This is a genomic window from Bacillus cereus group sp. MYBK79-1 (assembly GCF_051915365.1).
In the GTDB taxonomy this organism is placed as follows: Bacteria; Bacillota; Bacilli; order Bacillales; family Bacillaceae_G; genus Bacillus_A.
Genome location: NZ_JBQAEO010000004.1, coordinates 216152 through 230640 on the forward strand (window position 1 = coordinate 216152; position 14489 = coordinate 230640).

Genomic DNA, 14489 nt, shown 5'->3' on the forward strand with positions numbered 1-14489 from the left:
TCGTTCATTTCAATTATTTAGTTCGACACTTTAGACTCTTCAATTTTCTCACGAAGAACCATTTGCAGGATACCACCGTGACGGTAGTAGTCAATTTCTACTTCGCTATCGAAACGAGCTACTACTTCAAATTGTTTTTCGTTGCCATCTGCATCAGTTGCAACTACTTTTACTAGATCGCGTGGTCTAACTGTTTTGTCAATTTGAATTTCAAATGACTCGTTACCAACAAGACCTAATGTTTCAGCGCTTTCGCCATCTTTAAATTGAAGTGGTAACACACCCATTAATACTAGGTTACTGCGGTGAATACGCTCGAAGCTTTCTGCGATTACTGCTTTAATACCTAATAAGTTTGTACCTTTCGCAGCCCAATCACGAGAACTTCCCATACCGTAATCTTTACCAGCAACAACTAGAAGTCCTGTGCCATCTTCTTTATATTTCATAGCAGCATCATAGATCGATGTTACTTCACCAGTTGGCCAATATGTTGTGTATCCACCTTCTGTTCCTGGTGCGATTTGGTTTTTAATACGGATGTTCGCGAATGTACCACGCATCATAACTTCGTGGTTACCACGACGAGAACCGTAAGAGTTGAAGTCAACTGGTTGTACGCCGTTTTCTAATAAGTAGCGTCCAGCTGGTGTGTGCTTACCGATTGAACCTGCTGGTGAAATGTGGTCTGTCGTTACAGAGTCACCAAATTTACCAACTATGCGTAAGCCTGATAACGTTTCAACTTCACCTGGTTCTTTAGATAATCCTTCAAAGAATGGTGGGTTTTGAATGTATGTTGAATCATTATCCCAAGTATATAAAGCTTCATTTGAAGTTTGGATTTCATTCCAACGCTCATTGCTATTAAATACTTGTGCATATTCTTTCTTAAACAGTTCAGATGTAACAACACTTTGAACTACATCTTCAATTTCTTTAGCTGATGGCCAAATATCGTTGAAGTATACAGCTTTGCCATTTGCATCTTTACCGATTGCATCATTTTTCAGATCAATATCAACAGTACCTGCAAGTGCATATGCCACAACAAGTGGTGGTGATGCTAAGTAATTCGCTTTTACAAGTGGATGAATACGACCTTCAAAGTTACGGTTACCAGATAAAACAGATGTTACTAGTAAGTCGTTTGCTGCAATTGATTCTTCTAATTCTGGCGCTAACGGACCAGAGTTACCGATACAAGTCGTACAGCCGTAACCAACTGTTTGGAAACCTAATTGATCTAAATATGTTGTTAAACCTGATTTATCTAAGTATTCAGTAACAACTTTAGAGCCCGGTGCTAATGATGTTTTTACGTACTCAGGTACTACAAGTCCTTTTTCAATTGCTTTCTTCGCAACTAGACCTGCTCCAATTAATACGTATGGGTTTGATGTATTTGTACAGCTTGTAATTGCAGCGATTGCAATTGCACCTGTTTTCATCGTTACTTCTTTATCTTCTAATGTAACCTTCACTTCTTTATCGAACTCTTGCTCATTAAATCCAAGTCCTTGTGTTCCAACTGGTGCTAAAACAGCTTTGTGGAACGCATCTTTCATATCTGAAAGTGGAATTAAATCTTGTGGGCGTTTCGGTCCAGAAAGGTTAGATTCAATTGTATTTAAATCAATTTCAACAAGATCCGTGTAAATTGGATCTTTACTGTCTGCTGTATAGAATAAACCGTTCGCTTTACAGTATTCTTCAACAATGCGAATTTGCTCTTCATCCCTACCTGTTAAACGTAAGTACTCTAATGAAATATCGTCAATTGGGAAGAATCCACAAGTTGCGCCGTATTCTGGTGCCATGTTTGAAATTGTTGCACGATCAGCTAAAGGCATGCTCTTTAGTCCATTACCGAAGAACTCAACGAATTTACCAACTACACCTTTTTGACGTAATACTTGTGTTACTTTTAATGCAACGTCAGTTGCTGTAGTACCACTTGGAAGTGTACCAGTTAATTTCACACCAATTACTTCAGGTACTGGGAAGTATGAAGGCTGTCCAAGCATTCCTGCTTCTGCCTCAATACCACCAACGCCCCATCCAAGAACGCCGATACCGTTAATCATTGTTGTATGTGAGTCTGTTCCAACTAATGAATCTGGGTATGCAACTAAATCACCTTCATCATTTTTCACAGCATGAACGACTGGCGCTAAATATTCAAGGTTTACTTGGTGTACAATACCTGTAGCTGGTGGCACTGCACGATAGTTATCAAATGATTTTTGTGCCCAGCTTAAAAATTTATAACGTTCTTCATTACGTTTAAACTCTAAGTCCATGTTGAATGCAAGCGCGTCTGCCGTACCCGCTCTATCAACCTGTACAGAGTGGTCAATTACAAGGTCTACAGTAATTTCTGGATTAATTTTATCAGGATCCCCGCCCATGTCTGCCATTGCTTTACGAAGCGAAGCCAAATCTACAACAGCTGGAACACCAGTGAAATCTTGTAAAATTACACGAGATGGTTTAAATGGAACATCGATCTCTTGCACATCTTTTGTTCCCCATTTCGCTAAATTTGTAACATGTTCTTCTGTAATTACACGTCCGTCTACTTGACGAAGTACTGATTCAAGTAAAACTTTCACGGAATATGGTAATTGAGATACGTTGCCAACCCCTGCGTTTTCAAGCGCTTTCAAATCATAATAATGATACGTTTTTCCATCTAATTCAAAAGTTGCACGTGATTGAAATGGATTATGTTTGACCATTATGTTTCCCCCCTGTTAAACGTGACTAAGTTGTCTGAATATAAAATGTAGACAAACTTTTCAATACCTTACGATAATATCTTATTACAACTTTCTAAATAAGTAAATAATAAGAAACTTATAGATTATCATAAGTTTTCTTTATGTTTCTAAATTTGAATAATGTTCATGCTCCTTATGAATACTATTACCATAAAGTAAAGTGCTCTATTAGCGCTTTACTTACAGTTCACACATACTACGAACTGCTCATCATTCAACATACAAAAATGTTATAGAGGTGAAATAAAATGGGTAAAAGAAAAGCAAATCATACTATTTCAGGAATGAATTCAGCATCTGCACAAGGTGCTGGTTATAACGAAGAATTTGCAAACGAGCCCTTAACTCCAGCAGAGCGACAAAATAATAAGAAACGTAAAAAGAACCAGTAACGAAAAATCCCAAAAGGTCCATTTCCTTTTGGGATTTTTTCTAATGTTTATAACGCATTAATTCTGAAACTGTTACAAATCGATAGCCTTGCTTTTTCAGCTCAGGTAAAATTTTTGCTAATGCTGCTACTGTTTGACTACGGTCATTTCCTCCATCATGTAACAATACGATATCTCCACTTTTAGCATTTTTCACTACATGATTTACAATGGCATCAACCCCTGGATTTGCCCAATCACGTGGGTCTTGATGCCAAGACCATAGAACTGTTTGATAACCCGCGGCTTTTGCTGTTTTAAATACAGCATCGTTAATATATCCGCCAGGTGGACGGAATAGCAAAGGTTCTTTTACCCATTTTTCAAAATATTTCTTTCCATCTAAAATATCATTTTCTAATTTTTCATCTGATGAATTACTCGCATACAAATGATTCATCGTATGATTTCCAATTTCATGTCCCTCTTTTAACACTTGTTTCACTAAATATGGATTACGCTGCACTCGAAATCCAATCATAAAAAATGTCGCTTCTGCTTTGTATTGACGTAATAAATTTAAAATTTGTGGTGTATAAGTTGGATCTGGTCCATCATCAAATGTAATGGCAATAATCTTTTCATTATTAGGTACTTCCCACGTTACATAGCCAGTTGGTTCTAGCTCTTTTCTGAGCAACATTTTCGCTTCCACTTTTTCAACTTGAAATATATGTACTGCGCATAATAAAGAAAAAACGAATAGAAAAATTTTCTTTTTTAGCATCATGTTCATTAAAGTAAGAGGTTGTCGAATACACAACAACCTCATTTACTTTTCTAATTGATCTACATGTTGCATAATGTTTTGGAGATTATTTTCGTATTGCTCAAGTTGTGGGCGTTGTGTTTCCGAAGCTACTTCTAACGCATTTTGAATCTGTTCATACGCTTCCTGAACCTCTTGACGTAACTCTTTTAAATCATGACCGTAGTTTGGATCATTTTTTACAATGTTGTTAAATGCATGTTCTGCTTGTGTAACTCCTTGCTGCGCTGCTTGAAAAGCTTGTTGTTTATCTTTATGATATGGCATTATATAATCCCCTTTCCATAATAGTTAGTCCCATTTATCTTTACCTTTTTTTCTAAAAACATTCTCGTATAAATTTGCAAACTTCTCTCATTCTAAAGAGAAAGAGGAGGTGTCACATACAATGGGAAAAAACAATCGCGAAGCGAAAGAAAAAAAGGGACAACCTGAACCATTAAGCGGATCTCATAAAGTAAAAAACCGTAACCATTCACGCCAAAAAAATCATGCACATCATGATATGTAAAACAAAAGGTTCACACTAGTTACCTTCATCACATACAATGTTTATATTTTTCCACTTATTCTTCACCCCTACTTCATTCATGCATAACATAGTATGAATTGAGATTTTACGGAGGGTGTCTTACATGGGCAAGAAAAAGAAGGATTGTCTTTTTCATGTTGATGGTTTCGAAGAATGGATGGATCAATTTTGTTCTGATTCTTGTAGTAACTTTAGTTTCCCAAATCAAATTCATATTGACCTTTGCGAAACTGAACAAGAGTACATTTTGGAAACAGATGTACCAAATGTATCCGAACAAAATGTAGTCATTAAAAAGATGGAGACAGGCCTAAATATTTGCATACTTCATAATAATAGTTCTTTGCAGCGGATCATTCCTTTACCCGCTACTATTATTTATAAGAAGATGCTAGCCTGCTTAGAGAATGGATATTTAGCCATTCATATTTCCAAAAACGAAATTTCTAATAAACATGAAGAAAAAGTTCTTTTTCAAATTGAGAATTAAAATAAAGTGAAACTTTAATCAATAGGAGTTTTACTGCCCGCAAATAGCGGGATGAATACAAAAATAAACCCCAGTCGTCTGCTGGGGCTTATTTCATTTCGCATGTAATTCTAAATTACAATTTCTATCATCCCTCTTTTTCAATAAACCCTTTGTAACTAAAAGTACAGGAAATGCTACAGTTGAAAATATAGCTAGCGCTGAAAAGACAATAAATCCATTTTGATAACCGTAGTAATCGAGCAGTACACCCCCAACCCATGGACCAATTACTGCTCCAATTCCCGAAAACCCCATTGCTCCAAAATACGTTCCTTTTAAATGCGAAGCAGCTATACCATCTATAAATACATCCGTCATTGAAAACATGAGAACTTCTCCAATTGTAAAAATAATTGTGCAAATGGCAGCACCTAGCGTAGATTCTACTATTCCAAATCCAAACAATCCTCCGCTCACAAATAAAGTTCCCATCATAATGGATACTAGCGGTGTATACTTTTTACACATTTGAATAACAGGGTATTGAATTACAACTACAACAATCGCATTTAAAGCTAACATATATGAAAATAATTTCACTCCATCCTGAAATATATGTGCATTTGCAAAATATTGTGATACTGTTGTCGTTAAGTGAGAAAAACCACAATTACTCAAAATAATACCGACCAAAGCAACTAAAAATACGACATCCTTCCGCAAAATGCGAATTGCATTTAACATTGTGACAGGCTTTTCTGTATTTACTTTCTTTTTTTCAATTGGATACTTCTTAAATTGGAACGCTAATATAGCTGTATATAGAATGTATACTCCAGCTGCTACTAGAAAAGGAATTGTTGATTTTGCGCTTCCAATCTGTAATCCGACAAGTGGGCCAATTGCTACTCCAACATTGATTGCACCGTAACGCAAATTATATACGAGTAAACGATACTCTGGTTTCGTTAAATCTGATAATAATGCTCTTGAAGTCGGTTCAAAAAAAGACCGACATAATCCATTCAGAGCATTTAATAAAAAGAAACTTAAAACATGATTTGCAAACGAAAAGCCTATAAATACAAACACCCAAACAATCATGGACCATATTATAATCATATTTCGGCCGAATCGATCCGATAAATTCCCTCCAATAAAACTGGCAAACACCCCAACAAGTGCACTCGTTCCGATAATAGCACCCGTCATTCCTGCTGATACGCCTTTAACAGTCGTTAAATAAATTGCTAAAAAAGGAATACTCATTGACGTGGCAAACCTCGCAAATAAAGTCCCTATTATAATTGTCATTCCTAACGGATGTATATTTTGCAACTTCCCCTTCATCTTAAAAACCTACTCTCCCTGTTCTTACATAAAAAAAGAAAGCAAAGGATCTGCTTTCTTTTCCCTTTTTATACTTGAGCTGTTGATACCCGAGCTGTTCTCGTTATGTCCATATCTATGCCATATGTAAACTGTAATTCTTTACAAACATCTTTAATTAAAATTGCGACATTATACTTCTCATTAAATTGTAAAACGATATTTTCTACTTCTTCATATGTATACTTATATTCCCCTGTAATGACACTTTTTAGATCAAAGCATTCATTTATACAAAGTTGCACAAGTAGTTGGTCATATTTCTCTATTACATCTTCTCTCTTCCACAGTACCTCTTTTACATATAACCGATCAAACTTCACACTTTCTCGATTACAATCCGTTAAAATCCGGGTCATTTCATTTAATTCTCGATACAATTCAGAAATATTTTTACTTAAACTAAGCAGTTTATCTACACCGTTTTCATATAACATATTCATTCCACCCCCGCATTTTCTTTTTCTTATTATAGCAAGAAAATTCTAAAAATAGTTTCTTTCTTCTGAAATATTAGGAAACTAATTTCAATTGCTTTACAATGAAACTAGTGAACACGAAAGGGGAAAGAAAATTGGAGCAAAAATTATATTACACTGACGCTTATAAAAAAGACTTTACTACTAAAGTTATAAAACAAGATTATGATAAAGACGGTAACTTCTACGTTGTTTTAAACGAAACGGCATTTTATCCGACAGGTGGCGGACAACCGTATGATACTGGCATATTAAATGACATCGATGTAATCAATGTAGAAGAGATAGATGGAGAAATTCGCCACTTCCTTGCAGAACAATTACATACAGAAGAAGTAGAAGGTACAATTAATTGGGAGCGCCGTTTTGATCATATGCAGCAACATGCGGCTCAGCACATTTTATCTGCTGCTTTTTGGGACCACTTTAACATACCTACGATTGGATTCCATCTTGGTAAAGAAACAGTAACAATTGATTTAGAAACAGAAAATCTTCATGCGGAAACGGTTGAAAAAGCTGTACAAATTGCGAACAAAATTGTTTTTGAAAATCATCCAATTCTTATTAAATGGATGAACTTAGAAGAAGCGAAAACTTTACCTCTTCGTAAAGAACCGACTATGACAGAAAATATACGCGTTGTTATGATCGAAGACTTTGATTATAACGGCTGTGGTGGAACGCATCCGAGACATACAGGTGAAGTAGGTCCTATTCAAGTACTTGATTGGGAGCGTAATAAAGGTGGCATCCGCTTAACATTTATCGCTGGTTGGCGCACAATTAAACTAATGGGACAACAGCAACAAATTATGAAGGATGTTTCTAAACAATTAAACAGTAGCGAGATTGATATTCCAGCAAAAGTAGCACAACTTCTTACTTCTCAAAAAGAAAACGAAAAAGCAATGCAAACAATAACTGAACAATTATTATTTACAGAGGCAAATGAACTACTTCAACAGCCTGCGGAAATACATACTGGCATACTTATTTCTAAAGTATTTACAAATCGTTCTATGCAAGAAATCGCAAAGCTTTCTGCTATCATTACAGAACAACAAGAGCACGCCATTACATACTTCGTCATTGAAAATGATGAGAAACTACAATGCATCCTCGCTTGCGGAAAAACAGTCACGCTCGATATGAATGCTCTTTTAAAAGAGGCACTTCCTACAATTGAAGGAAAAGGTGGCGGAAATAAAAAGAGTGCTCGTGGCGGTGGGAAAGCGATTATGACCGGGGATGAGTTTTTAAATCAACTTGTTTCTTCTTTACAGTCAGCTGTGTAAAACATGCTTATGAAGGATAGCTAACAGCTATCCTTCAACTATATTTACAAGCCTATATTTTGTTTCAAACCTTGATAACTCCCTGCACTTGCAAAACCTTCACTTATAAGGGTGATAAAAGTTTCCGAAAAACCATAATGACTTAAGTCTTTAATCGGTACCATTTGCACATCATGAATCGGGTTATGATCAAACTCATTAGACGGTAGCGTAATTTCACCTTCAATCCTTTCAAGCAAAAATGTAATATGCAATAAAGACGGGAGAACATCTGGTTTATCACAAACATAGAGTAGCTTCTTAATTTTAACTTCTAACCCTGTTTCTTCTTTCATTTCTCGAATCATTGCTTCCTCTAACGTCTCACCATTCTCTACCCTTCCTCCAGGTAAAGACCAATTGCGATTAGCAACTTTTTGCTTTACTAGTAACACCTTTTCATCTTCAATTAAAATTCCGGTAACACGAACTTGCATTACATTTTCCATATGTAATCTCCTCTTCCCATTATATTTACAAATTAACCCTTCCATAAAAAGAACGTATGTTTTATAATTAAAGAAAATTATGGAAGAAAGCAGTTGGTACATTTATGCGTCCATCTCTAACAAAGTCTATATCACTTGAAGATTTCCAAAACTATTATTGGTTAAAAGTAGAACTCCAAACATTTTGTCGTGAGCATGGTTTGCCAGCTAGTGGTTCTAAGATTGAAATAACCGAGCGTATCTCACATTATTTAACTACTGGTAAAATATTAAAGAACAGCTCTGGTCAAAAGGCGAGTAAAACTTCCCTCTCTTATAAAGACCTTTCTCTTCAAACAATTATTACTAACAATCATCGCTGTAGCGAAGATGTTCGTGCTTTTTTCAAAGAAAAAATCGGAGCAAACTTCCGCTTTACAGTAGCTCTTCAAAAGTTTTTTAAAGAGAATGTTGGAAAAACATATGAAGACACGATAACGTTTTGGTATGAAGAAAACGAACGAAAAAAAGATCCTACTTATAAAACAACTATCAGCTCGCAGTTTGAATACAATCGTTTCACTCGCGACTTTTTCGAAGATCCAAATAACAAAGGGAAATCAAAAGCTGATGCTATCGCTGCTTGGAATGAAATAAAAGCAAAGCCTGGTAGCAACGCTTATATTCCTCAAAGAGTAGAAAACTAGTAGCACTACTATCAAGGCCTAAATCTAAAAAACTTTAAAAGATAATTAAATATTGAATAGAAATTAGTTGTTATTCAAGTATGTAATCACCGATATTAAGCATTTATCTCTTAGTTTGAATTTATATTTGCATAAATAGGCAATTGAGAAATAGATCCCAATTGCCTATTCAATTATTTAACTATCTCTTTTTCTTTCAGGAATAAAACTAGAAAGGAAAATGGCAACAACTAATGCCAGACTGAAGTTTTCAGTAGTATCAACCTCTAAACCATTTTTCCATTGATATATAAAGGATATCAATAATAAAAGTATTGCAATTCCACCCGTATATCTTACTACTTTTCGCTTAGTTCCCGTTTCGTTGCTTTTCATATGTATCCCTCTTTCTTATTTATTAAGTAAAGTATGCTGCATTGTATCTTCAGTGCCATCAATTTTTTTGTTCATCTCATTTGCATTTGCTTAAATACTGTCTTTTTCATCCATTCTTTTTGTGATGTATGTTTCCGCTATGAGTGTTTATAAACATGATATGGCAATACTTCACGTTCATTTGAAAGGATTTTAAAATATTGATTATAACCTTTACTCTAATTCAAATGATAATTTATATTGTCTATCATATTTGTAGATCATTTTTTCTCTTGCATCAGAATAACTCCCTCCTTGCTGTTTGAGTTTCTGTACTTAAAATATACATGTTCATTTATGTTAATAACAATTAGTAAAATTCCATTAAAATTTTAGCGAATTATCAATTGTTTTAAACTTGATATTTTACCTTTTTGGAAATTTCAGAAGGATTTACTCCCCTAACTAGATATTTGACGAAAGTAATGTACTTGAATGGGAGCGTTATAAACATAGTAGTTTTACTAGTGTTAATTCCCTATTAGATCAATACATAAAAAAACCCCACTTAAGCGTAGCTTAAGTGGGGAGTTGACTAGATATTTTCAAGTACTTTGCTGACATTTTATAAGCGCGATTATCATAAAAATAGTTTCCTAGTTCAGTAGCGAGTTCACGAACTAGAGGGTATTGCTTTTTTTCTAGACCCCTTTCAATAGCTTTTTGCATATTTTTCTCATATCCATGATTATCGCCCCTTAATTTGGATATTTTCCCCTTAAGTCCATATATTTCAACATATGCGTGTGGCATATCAGAAATTGATAACATTTCTAATGCATCATCCATCAGTTTATTAACAATTTTCCAGTCTTTAGATTCTATATAAATTTCTATTAAGTTTCTTACTGCGTATATTTTTTGAGCTTGATCTGGATAAAGATTGCTAGTCTGTAAACTTTTTTCATAACATTTAATAGAATTGGTGTAATCTTTTAATCCTTGATATATTTTCCCATAATTATATGCAATTAAAGGTAAATACATAGGATTATCGCTAACCTCTGCTTTAATTTCTGCTTGTTTTAAAGATTCAAGAGCTTTCTCTGATAGATTATCTTTTTGATATTGTAATGCAATAATTATAAGAATGTTTATTACTTGATTTTCTACATTTAATTTTTCATACAATCTGTAGGCTTTTTTAGCATACAAACGACTAATCGTTTGATCTTTATAAAGACTTTGATTTGTTAGACTTAGATTATAATATATATCAGCGTGTAGCCTAGTTTCATCTAAACCAAGTAAACTCTCTGTCTGCATATAAATTTCATTTGCAGTCATATAGTCTTGTTTATTAGAAAAATAATGACCTCGAGCCATTAAATAATATATAAAGTCTTGAGTATATGGGGAGGCTACTTGATTTGGAATTACTTGCAAAGCCTCATTTACAATCGTTGCTACATGTAATAAGTTATTATTTCGAGAATGATAGTATATTAAAACACCATAGGCCTTTAATAATAAGAGAATAGAGTCTGTATCGCGAACATACAACTCTAAAGATGATAAGTCTTTAGAGCTTATAATATTATCATTTTTATACCTATTACATATTTCAAGAATCTTAGCTTCAATATCCTCATAATCTACACCTACAAGAAAGTTGTAATCAATATCTAGATTTTTAGCGATTTTTTTTAAAACAGAATTTGAAGGTTTAATTTGTCCATTTTCAATTCTACTTAAATAAGTTATAGAACATATCCCTGATACTACTTCCCCTTGCGTGAATTCTTTATGCATACGTATTTGTCGAATCCGTTCGCCAATGTTCATATTCCCATTCCTTTCTTCAAATAAACTGGTTTAATTATTTTAGAGCAATATAATAAGAATAACGCCTATATTACCTATCATAATATATGTATAGTTTTATGTTCAGAGAGAGAAATGTTATTAATACTTATCTGGATGCATATGAAATTTTTATGCTCAATTTACTAATATCAGCTTTTCCATCTTCCACCCATATTACTACATTATACCAATTTTATGAGGCTCAGGCTTACAAATTTAACCTCAGGTAACTCAAAAATATAGAATAATAGTTGTTTGTTTTTTGGTTACTAAGAGAGGATATTCACTCATATATAGAACTAATTATCCCCTATTAATCATAGTACAGTTAATACCTCACTAGTCTTCTACTTTCTCAAATAATAGCGCAAGCCCTATTCCACCACCAATTCCTAACGTTGCAATTCCATATTTCATATGTTCCCTTTTCGCTTGATAAAACAAACGTGTTACAAGCATAGCTCCAGATGCACCGTACGGGTGACCGAGCGCAACTGCTCCACCATTTACATTTAATTTTTCAAAAGGAATTTGTAACTCCTTTGCACAAGCAACAACCTTTGAAGCAAATGCTTCATTTATTTCAAAATAATTGATGTCCTCTACTTTCATATTCATTTCGTTTAATAATTTGTTCACCGCAAATATCGGACCAGTCCCCGGAAGATTTGGATCCACTCCAACTACAGCACTACGAACGAAACGAAGTACAGGCTTATATCCTAATTTTCGGGCTTGCTCCTCTTCCATTACAAGAACGGCACATGCCCCATCATTTACACCGCACGAATTACCTGCCGTTACTGTACCATTTTGTAAAAATACAGGCTTTGTTCTTTTAATCATTCTTTCATAATTCATTTCTCGTTTTATAGCTTCGTCAAAAGAGCCATTAAACGGAAGTATTTCATCTTGTAAATATGCATTTTCTACTGCTTGCAGTGTCCGTTTATAACTAAGACAAGCGTATTCGTCTTGCATTTCTCGCGTTATATTATAACGCTCTGCAACATATTCAGCCGCCACTCCCATATTAGGATCACCAATTGTTTCTGGTGAAAATCGCGCTCTATTTTGAAAAGGTGATGTACTTGTACTCTCTACTCCTCCTGCAATATAACAATTACCTGCCCCGCCTTGAACGAAATGACATGCGGTGCGAATCGCTTCCAATCCGGCACCACATTGCCGGTCAATCGTTACACCAGGAATATGATAGCCAAGTCCTGCCTCTAGAGCAGATAATCTTGCAACATTCCCTCCCGGCCCAACAACATTCCCTAATATAACATCGTCTATTTCTCTCTCAATTCCTTTACCTAAAAACGAGAGCAGTGGTGCGGCTAATTGCTGAACTTCATAGTCTTTCAGCATCCCATTCTTCTTACCAATAGGTGTTCTTTTTGCTTCTACAATAACCGCCCTATTCATATATTTTCTCCCGGTTTTCAATCATACTTTTTGCTGCAATACGAGCAACTTTCCCATTATTTGTGTACGGTATTTCATCTACAAAATACCATTCTTTCGGTACTTTAAACGAGGATAATCGTTGTAAGCAAAAACCTTTTAATTGTTGCTTCGTAGCACTTCCTTTTACGATGGCGACAGATTTTTCACCCCAATAACTATCTTTCACACCAACTACAACTATTTCCTCAACAGCTGGATGTTCATGTAATACACTTTCTATTTCTTCTGGGAAAATATTAATTCCTCCAAATAAAATCATATTCTTCTCTCTACCGACAATATAAATAAAGCCTTCTTCATCTTCATAACCTACATCTCGTACTGTCATCCAGCCATCTGCAGTCAACTCCGGAATGAAAACCTGATCCAATATGTATCCCATAAAAAACTGATCACTCTTCACATAAACAGTTCCTATCTCACCTTTCTGTACTTCTTCTCCTGCTTCATTACATATTCGAACTTGCACATTGTGACAAGGTTTCCCTACTGAATTGGGCCTTCTATCACTCTCTTCATCGACTAGTGCTGTTACAAAACTTAGTTCCGATGCACCGTAAAATTCATATTTTTGCGCATAAGGAAATACACTCTTTATTTTTTCTTTCGCTTCAGCTTCCCATTTCGCTCCTGACGAAATAATTTTCATTTTATTTTCTATCACTCTATTTTCTTTATATAAAGATTCTAGCATTGTCGGAACTGTATACATGACCGAAATATTTTCTGTTTCTAACTTATCCAGCACTTGATCTGGAATAAACTTTCTCATAATATGCACCGTTTGCCCTACATATAATGCACTTATTGCGCCGTATAAAAAAAGAGAATGAACAAGCGTCCCAGCTATTAAAATAGAATCTTCTTTTTTCATATGAAAGTCATGTACATTGCAATCAAAACTATGAACCCACGATTGTTGTGCACGTAAAAATGCTTTCGCCTTTCCAGTCGATCCTGATGTAAATCCCATATAAAACGGAGCATTTTGTACACTTTCTACAGAATTATATGTAGGAAGATAGTTCTCTATCATTCTTTTCCACTCATCAATTTCAATTACTCTTCCTTCTTCATCCGGTAGATCATTTACCTTATATCGCTCTGTCACAATCATATCCGGATTACTAATTGCAATTCTTTCCTTGAGCTCATCCTCTTTCCACTTTATATCTAACGGCACACAAACCCATCCAGCCATCGCAGCACCAGCAAATAGTTGTAAAAACTCCATACTATTTTCTAATACAATTGCTATCGTTTTATTCTGCGATTCTTTTTCATTCAACCAGTTTGCTACTTTACATACTGACTCAAACCACTCTTTATATGTTAATACTCGATCATTTTCCTTTATTGCTATTTTATTTGATAATAAAGAGGCATACTTTTTATATTCTTTTGTAATTCCCATATTAGTTGTCCTTTCTTTACAAAATAATAAAAAGAAACACGCAATGAACGTGTTT

General features: G+C 34.8%; 15 protein-coding genes. 5 read left to right on the forward strand and 10 right to left on the reverse strand.

Going from position 1 to position 14489, the window contains the following annotated elements; genetic code table 11:
• Positions 1-17 precede the first annotated feature (17 nt).
• The gene (gene acnA, locus ACTFOB_RS09805; protein ID WP_440025600.1) at positions 18-2741 is read right to left on the reverse strand and encodes an aconitate hydratase AcnA; all 2724 of its coding nucleotides are present in this window, start codon (positions 2739-2741) and stop codon (positions 18-20) included.
• 290 nt (positions 2742-3031) lie between these two features.
• On the opposite strand from acnA, the gene sspO reads away from it, so the two are divergent.
• The gene (sspO, locus tag ACTFOB_RS09810; RefSeq protein WP_440025598.1) at positions 3032-3175 is read left to right on the forward strand and encodes a small acid-soluble spore protein O; all 144 of its coding nucleotides are present in this window, start codon (positions 3032-3034) and stop codon (positions 3173-3175) included.
• Positions 3176-3215: 40 nt separating this feature from the next.
• Here the strand turns inward: sspO and pdaB are convergent, their stop codons facing one another.
• The gene (gene pdaB, locus ACTFOB_RS09815; RefSeq protein WP_440025596.1) at positions 3216-3941 is read right to left on the reverse strand and encodes a polysaccharide deacetylase family sporulation protein PdaB; all 726 of its coding nucleotides are present in this window, start codon (positions 3939-3941) and stop codon (positions 3216-3218) included.
• Between the two features lie 45 nt (positions 3942-3986).
• Positions 3987-4250 (reverse strand): hypothetical protein, encoded by a 264-nt coding sequence (locus ACTFOB_RS09820; protein ID WP_001146291.1) that lies wholly within the window; start codon positions 4248-4250, stop codon positions 3987-3989.
• A 121-nt stretch (positions 4251-4371) separates the two neighbouring features.
• Here ACTFOB_RS09820 and ACTFOB_RS09825 point away from each other — a divergent pair, with 121 nt between their 5' ends.
• Together ACTFOB_RS09825 and ACTFOB_RS09830 are read left to right on the forward strand one after the other, a co-directional pair.
• The gene (locus ACTFOB_RS09825; protein ID WP_000517650.1) at positions 4372-4494 is read left to right on the forward strand and encodes a small acid-soluble spore protein P; all 123 of its coding nucleotides are present in this window, start codon (positions 4372-4374) and stop codon (positions 4492-4494) included.
• A 124-nt stretch (positions 4495-4618) separates the two neighbouring features.
• Complete coding sequence (locus ACTFOB_RS09830) at positions 4619-5005, forward strand: Hsp20/alpha crystallin family protein (RefSeq protein ID WP_151634164.1); 387 nt, start codon at positions 4619-4621, stop codon at positions 5003-5005.
• Between the two features lie 93 nt (positions 5006-5098).
• On the opposite strand, the gene ACTFOB_RS09835 is transcribed toward ACTFOB_RS09830, so the two are convergent.
• Both ACTFOB_RS09835 and ACTFOB_RS09840 read right to left on the reverse strand, forming a co-directional pair.
• Positions 5099-6337 (reverse strand): MDR family MFS transporter, encoded by a 1239-nt coding sequence (locus ACTFOB_RS09835; protein WP_151634162.1) that lies wholly within the window; start codon positions 6335-6337, stop codon positions 5099-5101.
• Between the two features lie 68 nt (positions 6338-6405).
• Entirely contained in the window at positions 6406-6813 is a 408-nt protein-coding gene (locus tag ACTFOB_RS09840) for a hypothetical protein (RefSeq protein ID WP_151634160.1), read from the reverse strand.
• A gap of 137 nt (positions 6814-6950) precedes the next feature.
• Here ACTFOB_RS09840 and ACTFOB_RS09845 point away from each other — a divergent pair, with 137 nt between their 5' ends.
• Positions 6951-8153 (forward strand): alanyl-tRNA editing protein, encoded by a 1203-nt coding sequence (locus ACTFOB_RS09845; RefSeq protein ID WP_440025593.1) that lies wholly within the window; start codon positions 6951-6953, stop codon positions 8151-8153.
• 44 nt (positions 8154-8197) lie between these two features.
• Here the strand turns inward: ACTFOB_RS09845 and ACTFOB_RS09850 are convergent, their stop codons facing one another.
• A complete protein-coding gene (locus ACTFOB_RS09850) occupies positions 8198-8641 on the reverse strand; it encodes an NUDIX hydrolase (protein ID WP_098629251.1) in 444 nt (147 codons plus the stop codon).
• 104 nt (positions 8642-8745) lie between these two features.
• Between ACTFOB_RS09850 and ACTFOB_RS09855 the strand changes: the two genes are divergently transcribed.
• Complete coding sequence (locus ACTFOB_RS09855) at positions 8746-9327, forward strand: DUF6434 domain-containing protein (RefSeq protein ID WP_440025592.1); 582 nt, start codon at positions 8746-8748, stop codon at positions 9325-9327.
• Positions 9328-9504: 177 nt separating this feature from the next.
• Here ACTFOB_RS09855 and ACTFOB_RS09860 read toward each other — a convergent pair whose 3' ends face one another.
• The 4 genes from ACTFOB_RS09860 to ACTFOB_RS09875 form a co-directional block, all read right to left on the reverse strand.
• Positions 9505-9702 (reverse strand): hypothetical protein, encoded by a 198-nt coding sequence (locus tag ACTFOB_RS09860; protein WP_000840055.1) that lies wholly within the window; start codon positions 9700-9702, stop codon positions 9505-9507.
• A gap of 558 nt (positions 9703-10260) precedes the next feature.
• Positions 10261-11526, reverse strand: coding sequence for a helix-turn-helix domain-containing protein (locus tag ACTFOB_RS09865; RefSeq protein ID WP_046198963.1), 1266 nt, complete (start codon positions 11524-11526; stop codon positions 10261-10263).
• 360 nt (positions 11527-11886) lie between these two features.
• Positions 11887-12978 (reverse strand): acetyl-CoA C-acyltransferase, encoded by a 1092-nt coding sequence (locus ACTFOB_RS09870; protein WP_440025591.1) that lies wholly within the window; start codon positions 12976-12978, stop codon positions 11887-11889.
• Positions 12971-14434: an acyl-CoA synthetase gene (locus ACTFOB_RS09875; RefSeq protein ID WP_440025590.1), complete on the reverse strand. Its 1464-nt coding sequence runs from the start codon at positions 14432-14434 to the stop codon at positions 12971-12973. The genes ACTFOB_RS09870 and ACTFOB_RS09875 overlap by 8 nt, the downstream gene beginning before the upstream one ends.
• Positions 14435-14489 lie beyond the last annotated feature (55 nt).

Coding starts and splice junctions, on each gene's coding strand:
- acnA (WP_440025600.1), bottom strand. CDS start 2,741: ATGGTCAAACATAATCCATTTCAATCACGTGCAACTTTTGAATTAGAT.
- ACTFOB_RS09830 (WP_151634164.1), top strand. CDS start 4,619: ATGGGCAAGAAAAAGAAGGATTGTCTTTTTCATGTTGATGGTTTCGAA.
- ACTFOB_RS09870 (WP_440025591.1), bottom strand. CDS start 12,978: ATGAATAGGGCGGTTATTGTAGAAGCAAAAAGAACACCTATTGGTAAG.
- ACTFOB_RS09860 (WP_000840055.1), bottom strand. CDS start 9,702: ATGAAAAGCAACGAAACGGGAACTAAGCGAAAAGTAGTAAGATATACG.
- ACTFOB_RS09875 (WP_440025590.1), bottom strand. CDS start 14,434: ATGGGAATTACAAAAGAATATAAAAAGTATGCCTCTTTATTATCAAAT.
- ACTFOB_RS09835 (WP_151634162.1), bottom strand. CDS start 6,337: ATGAAGGGGAAGTTGCAAAATATACATCCGTTAGGAATGACAATTATA.
- ACTFOB_RS09865 (WP_046198963.1), bottom strand. CDS start 11,526: ATGAACATTGGCGAACGGATTCGACAAATACGTATGCATAAAGAATTC.
- ACTFOB_RS09820 (WP_001146291.1), bottom strand. CDS start 4,250: ATGCCATATCATAAAGATAAACAACAAGCTTTTCAAGCAGCGCAGCAA.
- pdaB (WP_440025596.1), bottom strand. CDS start 3,941: ATGCTAAAAAAGAAAATTTTTCTATTCGTTTTTTCTTTATTATGCGCA.
- ACTFOB_RS09825 (WP_000517650.1), top strand. CDS start 4,372: ATGGGAAAAAACAATCGCGAAGCGAAAGAAAAAAAGGGACAACCTGAA.
- sspO (WP_440025598.1), top strand. CDS start 3,032: ATGGGTAAAAGAAAAGCAAATCATACTATTTCAGGAATGAATTCAGCA.
- ACTFOB_RS09840 (WP_151634160.1), bottom strand. CDS start 6,813: ATGTTATATGAAAACGGTGTAGATAAACTGCTTAGTTTAAGTAAAAAT.
- ACTFOB_RS09855 (WP_440025592.1), top strand. CDS start 8,746: ATGCGTCCATCTCTAACAAAGTCTATATCACTTGAAGATTTCCAAAAC.
- ACTFOB_RS09850 (WP_098629251.1), bottom strand. CDS start 8,641: ATGGAAAATGTAATGCAAGTTCGTGTTACCGGAATTTTAATTGAAGAT.